Origin of the sequence: Synechococcus sp. R3-13 (assembly GCF_047462195.1) — a bacterium.
GTDB lineage: Bacteria > Cyanobacteriota > Cyanobacteriia > Thermostichales > Thermostichaceae > Thermostichus.
The window spans coordinates 1-5,184 of record NZ_JANSIO010000263.1 but is presented as its reverse complement, the minus strand read 5'-3'; the positions used below and the strand labels follow the sequence as shown (position 1 = coordinate 5,184).

Sequence of the window (5,184 nt, the reverse complement as noted above, 5' to 3'; positions counted from 1 at the left end):
GATGCCTTCTTGATCCACCAGTTGCCGGATGCACCGCAGCAAATCCGCCTGGCTGTCGGGATCCAACAGGGCTGTGGGCTCGTCCAAAAGCAGCACCTCGCTGCGCCGGGCCAAAGCCCCTGCCACTGCCACTCGTTGCTTCTGTCCGCCGCTGAGGCCGTGGATGGGCCGACGGATCAGGTGCTTCAATCCCACCTGCTCCAAGGCCGTTTCCACCCGCCGGTGAATTTCCGCCAAGGTCAGAGCCTCTGCCCCCAAGCCAAAGGCCACATCGGCTCCCACCGTGGGCATGAACAGTTGGTGATCCGGGTTTTGAAACACATAGCCCAGCCGACCGCGAATCTCCAGGTGGCCCGAAAGGGGCCGAGGATGGGTCAGGGATCCCGACAACAACTGCAACAGGGTGGACTTACCGCTGCCATTGGGCCCCAAGAGCATCCACAACTGGCCCTTGGGAATGACAAAACTGCACGCCTGCAAAACCGGCGGACGTTCCGGCCAAGCAAAGGTCAGGCTCTCCACCCGAATGGCCACCTCAGACATGGGGATCCCTTAGCGGCAGAGGGATAAAGAGCTGTCCTCAGCTTTGCAACTGGGCCAAAAAACCGGGACGGGTTCCCATGGGGCTGGCGCCGCCCGACTTGGAAGTCATTTGCACGCCACATAGCTCACCGGTGAGCAGAAACACCTTTTTGCCGGTGCGGTCACAGGTCAGCTCCAAACTCTGAGGGGATCCACTCTGCAGAGCATTGACGATGCTTTGGTAGGCCCGGTTGGCCGCTTCTTCCTCTTTTTGGTGGACAACGATGGGGGCAGGGTTCCCTTTCAGGAGCAGTTCCAGAGTGTACATGGCTGACCGTTGCGTAGTGGGCCGTGGACAGAAGAGAGGCACCCAGAGGGCCCCGTTGGCGACAGCAGGACGAAGTCCTTTTCCAGTATCGCAGGTTGGGCCAGGGTACCGGCAGGCTCAACAAATGACGGGGGAGTTTCTCTCGCCAGATTAGGCCAGGCCGGTGCCGAGAAAAGGCAGCAGGCTAATCAGCAACAGGCCCAACGTGGCCAGGGATCCCGCCAAGAAGGAGAGGGATCGCCCAATGGGAATATCGGCAATGTAGAAAAAGTTGTAGAGCAGCCGCGCCAGCAGAAACACCCCACACAGCACAGCTACCCCTTCATCTCCGCTGAGGCCAAAATACCAGGGATCCGGGTGTGGGCCGGTGATGTAGGCAATCAACGCTGCTGCCGCAAACATCCCAAAGGTCTCAAACCCGTTGGCGTGGGCCCAGGTGGCCCGTTGCCCGTAGGGAGGTAGCCTATCAAACATAGCCCGAGGAGCATGCAGGTCGTAGCCAACGCGGGCACGGGCATAGCCCACCACCCCCATGGGCAGATAGACCAAGAGCATGGCTGCCGCAATAGAGAACAGGGGGATAGCTGCGAGAGGAAGGCTTGGCAACATAAGGCAAAAGGACGGTGCAAGATAACAGGGGAGAGGAAGAAGCCCAGCTCGGGCAGGAGCTATTGCCGGGAAAATCAACACCAGAACCATTATCCATCTATCGGGCTGTCTATCCAGGCAGATGCTTGCGTCAGGAAATCTTGCGGATTTGCCGGCGGCGCTCCTCATATTCAGCGCGGGTGATCAAGCCCTGTTTCAACTGGCTTTCCAACTGCTGTTCGGGATCCCGGGCTTCTCGCCCTTCCACACTGGTCCATTCCAGCTCGATCAACTCTCGATTGAATCGAAAATCGAAATCGGCATTGCTCATGGTCAGGATCCACAGCCCTTCCAGCAAACAAAGGGCGCGTACCCCGTAGCTGAGAATCTGCAGCGGGATGGAAGGAACAAACACCATCAGCCCCGCCACCAAGTAGCCCCAGCCCCAGCGTTGGTGCCCCATATAGAAGCGCTGCAACCCTGGGATCAGCACCCCCAGCATCGCCAGCCAACCGGCCACCTCGCGGACCAACCGCCGACGTTCCTGTGGGGGCGTATCAGGATCCCTGCTCTCGGCCATAGACTGCACCAGCTAGATGTGCCATTAAGCTAGCTCAGTTTTGGCCCCACAGAGCTCAGGAACTTGGATCCAACCTCAGAAGATTTTTGAGCAGCATCCCGCCGCCTATACTTGATGGGGGCAGTTCGGGGAAGGAACATGGCAGAGCGGGAGCTATCGGTAGCGATCTTGGCAGCGGGCAAAGGTACCCGGATGCGGTCGCAGTTGCCCAAGGTGCTGCACAAACTGGGATCCCTGTCTTTGATCGAGCGGCTGCTGCGCACGGTGCTGACGTTAAAGCCCCACCGCTGTCTGGTGATTGTGGGTTATGAACAGGAGCAGGTGCGCCAAGCCCTGCGGGAGTACCCGGTTGAATTTGTGGAGCAGGCCCAGCAATTGGGCACCGGACACGCCGTTCAACAGCTGTTGCCCGTCCTGGGCGGTTTTCAGGGGGATCTGCTGGTGATCAACGGGGATGTGCCCCTGCTGCGGGCAGAAACCCTGCAAGCTCTGGTGGAGCGCCACCGCCAGATGAACCCAGAGGTAACCTTGCTCTCGGCTCAGGTGGCGGATCCCTATGGCTATGGTCGGGTATTTTGCGATGCCCAACAGCGGGTGCTGGAACTGGTGGAAGAGCGAGACTGCACCCCGGCCCAACGGCAAAATCGCCGCATCAACAGTGGGGTGTATTGTTTCCACTGGCCGGCTCTGGCTCAGGTTTTGCCCCATCTCAATCGCAACAACGCGCAGCAGGAGTACTACCTAACGGATGCCGTCAAGCGGGTGGGCAAAGCCATCGCTCTGGATGTTGCCGATCCGCAAGAAATTGTGGGCATCAACGACCGCCGCCAACTGGCCCAGGCGTACCAGATTTTGCAGGATCGCCTCAAGGAAGCCTGGATGGAAGCCGGGGTCACCTTTGTGGATCCCGACAGCAGCAGCCTCGAGGAAACGGTGGAATTGGCCCCCGATGTGGTGATCGAGCCCCAAACCCATCTGCGAGGGGTGTGCCGCATTGGCTCGGGAACCCGCCTGGGGCCGGGCAGTTGGATCGAGTCCAGCGAGATTGGATCTGGGTGTCACATTCTCTACTCGGTGGTCAGCCACAGCCGCATCGGCAACCACGTCTGGATAGGCCCCTACGCCCACGTGCGCCCCCACAGCCAGATTGGGGATCACTGCCGCATCGGCAACTTTGTGGAAACCAAAAATGCCCAGATCGGATCCCACAGCAATGCCGCCCACTTGGCCTACCTGGGAGATGCCAAGCTGGGATCCCAGGTCAACATCGGCGCGGGCACCATCATCGCCAACTACGACGGCCAGCAAAAGCACTTTACCGAAATTGGGGATCGCAGCAAAACAGGCGCCAACTCGGTGTTGGTGGCTCCTTTGCAGGTGGGATCCGATGTCACCATTGCTGCCGGCTCCACCATCCCTGCCCGCTACCCCCTGCCGGATGACTGCTTGGTGATCGCTCGCTCCCGCCCGGTGGTCAAGCCCGGTTGGCGACTTGGGATCCGCTCCTCCCGCCGCCAAGAGCTCCAGCCCATGCCACCGGGATCCCTCAAGATTTATCCCTTGCGCCTTTTCCCCGGCCAAGATCTCAAGCAGGAACTAGAGCGATTGGCCCGGCAGCAGCCCTTGCAAGCGGGGTTTGTCCTCAGCGCCGTCGGCAGCCTTAGCCAAGCCACCCTGCGCCTGGCCGACCAAATGGGGGATCACCTGCTGTCGGAACGCCTGGAGATCCTGGCCCTGAGTGGATCCCTGTGCCCTGACGGAGTCCATCTCCATCTCACCGTTGCCGATGCCCGAGGCCAAACCTGGGGGGGACACCTGCGCCCCGGCTGCCTCATCTACACCACCGCCGAAATTGTCCTCGCCGACAGCCCGGAGTATCGCTTCTCCCGTCAACCGGATCCGGCCACCGGCTACCTGGAGTTGCACATCCAACCCGTGGCAGGGGATCCCTGCTGGCCGTCCCCACCCCCCCAACCCCAGCAAAACCAGCAGACAAAAGAGGACTCCGTCCCGCTGACGCGAACAGAAGACACAGCGACCGGGATCCCTTCTTGAGCTCTCAATCTTCGGCCAAAAGGGTATATTGGCTAACATGTAGCAGTGGGTCATCAGTACCCCGTTAAGCGATCAGAAGTTAAGCTTGACGCACGGATGGCAGTATCCGGCCATGCCCCGAGTGACAACTGCTGACGAGCTGCTGACAGAATATGCCTCTGGCGAGCGCAACTTTCAAGAATCCAACCTGGTGGGGGTGGACTTGGTGCGCTCCAACTTGCAAGGGGTGAATCTGAGAGGGGCCAACCTCTCCTTTGGCAAGCTGAGTGGCATTAACCTGCAGGAAGCCGATTTGCGCGGCGCCGATCTCAGCTCGGCCAACTTGATGGGGGCCAACCTCCGCGGGGCCAATCTTTGGGAAGCCAACTTGATCGGCGCGGATCTCAGCTTTGCCGACTTGCGGGAAGCCAACTTGCACGGTGCCTACCTTTGGGAAGCCAAGCTAACCCGTGCACAACTGCAGGGATCCGATCTAAGCGGGGCAAAAATCGGCGGAGCAGTGCTGACCGGCGCTGACCTCAGCGGAGCCACCCTACCCGACGGGAGTGTGCGGGCTTGAGCCACCCCCCCAGCAGACAAGGCAGAATGGAACTGTTGCGACGGGATCCCTGATGTTGCTGCTGTTCAACTTGGTCTTGACACTGCTGCTGGCTTTGGGAGTGGCAGTCCTGGCCGGGCAAAACCCCACCACCCTGACCGTACATTTCTTAATGTGGCGCTCGGTGGAGCTGCCCTTGGGATTCCTCATCGCCGTGGCCGTCGGCCTGGGCCTGTTGACGGTGGGGCTGGGCGCTCTCCTCTGGCCTGGGCCCAGCTTTTCTGCCACCGCCCGCCAATTACAGGAACGGGTGCGCCAACTGGAAATGCAGGATCAACCGCCCCAATAACGCACAATTGCCAAAGGGATCCCCCTGCTTTCTGGCTTTGGCTCAACGGCTTCGCTCCCGCCGTTGACTTGCTGGACGATTTTGTCGGTGGCCCTGAGGAAAGCGTGCTGGAATGGCCCACCGATGCGAGACTGGGCGTAAGCTGAGATCAGGATCCCTTCGCCGTCTGCTTGAGCAGTGCGTATCTCCAACCGTAACCATGGCTTATTTCCAACCTACTTCCC

The 5,184-nt window shown here is 60.2% G+C and carries 8 protein-coding genes and 1 pseudogene; 4 read left to right on the top strand and 5 right to left on the bottom strand.

Annotated features, from left to right (window positions below):
* The 4 genes from NW856_RS08275 to NW856_RS08260 form a co-directional block, all read right to left on the bottom strand.
* Positions 1 to 543, bottom strand: a 543-nt coding sequence (locus NW856_RS08275) for an energy-coupling factor ABC transporter ATP-binding protein (RefSeq protein WP_414399799.1), incomplete at its 3' end; no start/stop codon positions are given.
* A gap of 37 nt (positions 544 to 580) precedes the next feature.
* Positions 581 to 850, bottom strand: a complete 270-nt coding sequence (locus NW856_RS08270) for a hypothetical protein (RefSeq protein WP_414399798.1) — start codon at positions 848 to 850, stop codon at positions 581 to 583.
* 150 nt (positions 851 to 1,000) lie between these two features.
* Entirely contained in the window at positions 1,001 to 1,459 is a 459-nt protein-coding gene (locus tag NW856_RS08265; RefSeq protein ID WP_414384097.1) for an MAPEG family protein, read from the bottom strand.
* 130 nt (positions 1,460 to 1,589) lie between these two features.
* Positions 1,590 to 2,018: an SHOCT domain-containing protein gene (locus tag NW856_RS08260; RefSeq protein WP_414399797.1), complete on the bottom strand. Its 429-nt coding sequence runs from the start codon at positions 2,016 to 2,018 to the stop codon at positions 1,590 to 1,592.
* 138 nt (positions 2,019 to 2,156) lie between these two features.
* Here NW856_RS08260 and glmU point away from each other — a divergent pair.
* From glmU to NW856_RS08240, 4 genes and pseudogenes are all read left to right on the top strand, one after another.
* Positions 2,157 to 3,506 (top strand): annotated as a pseudogene (glmU, locus tag NW856_RS08255) (bifunctional UDP-N-acetylglucosamine diphosphorylase/glucosamine-1-phosphate N-acetyltransferase GlmU); the annotation flags it as partial.
* A gap of 42 nt (positions 3,507 to 3,548) precedes the next feature.
* Positions 3,549 to 4,073 carry a PPC domain-containing DNA-binding protein gene (locus NW856_RS08250; protein ID WP_414399800.1) on the top strand — a complete coding sequence of 175 codons (525 nt, stop codon included), beginning with the start codon at positions 3,549 to 3,551 and terminating at the stop codon, positions 4,071 to 4,073.
* Between the two features lie 112 nt (positions 4,074 to 4,185).
* Complete coding sequence (locus NW856_RS08245) at positions 4,186 to 4,632, top strand: pentapeptide repeat-containing protein (RefSeq protein ID WP_414328976.1); 447 nt, start codon at positions 4,186 to 4,188, stop codon at positions 4,630 to 4,632.
* Positions 4,633 to 4,684: 52 nt separating this feature from the next.
* Positions 4,685 to 4,960, top strand: coding sequence for a lipopolysaccharide assembly protein LapA domain-containing protein (locus tag NW856_RS08240; protein ID WP_414399796.1), 276 nt, complete (start codon positions 4,685 to 4,687; stop codon positions 4,958 to 4,960).
* On the opposite strand, the gene NW856_RS08235 is transcribed toward NW856_RS08240, so the two are convergent.
* On the bottom strand, positions 4,945 to 5,151 hold the full coding sequence (locus NW856_RS08235; RefSeq protein ID WP_414399795.1) for a hypothetical protein: 207 nt from the start codon (positions 5,149 to 5,151) through the stop codon (positions 4,945 to 4,947). The genes NW856_RS08240 and NW856_RS08235 overlap by 16 nt on opposite strands.
* Positions 5,152 to 5,184 lie beyond the last annotated feature (33 nt).

What these genes read in the sequence shown, in the direction of transcription:
- NW856_RS08270 (WP_414399798.1), bottom strand. Translation starts at nt 850, where the DNA reads ATGTACACTCTGGAACTGCTCCTGAAAGGGAACCCTGCCCCCATCGTT.
- NW856_RS08265 (WP_414384097.1), bottom strand. Translation starts at nt 1,459, where the DNA reads ATGTTGCCAAGCCTTCCTCTCGCAGCTATCCCCCTGTTCTCTATTGCG.
- NW856_RS08260 (WP_414399797.1), bottom strand. Translation starts at nt 2,018, where the DNA reads ATGGCCGAGAGCAGGGATCCTGATACGCCCCCACAGGAACGTCGGCGG.
- NW856_RS08250 (WP_414399800.1), top strand. Translation starts at nt 3,549, where the DNA reads ATGCCACCGGGATCCCTCAAGATTTATCCCTTGCGCCTTTTCCCCGGC.
- NW856_RS08245 (WP_414328976.1), top strand. Translation starts at nt 4,186, where the DNA reads ATGCCCCGAGTGACAACTGCTGACGAGCTGCTGACAGAATATGCCTCT.
- NW856_RS08240 (WP_414399796.1), top strand. Translation starts at nt 4,685, where the DNA reads ATGTTGCTGCTGTTCAACTTGGTCTTGACACTGCTGCTGGCTTTGGGA.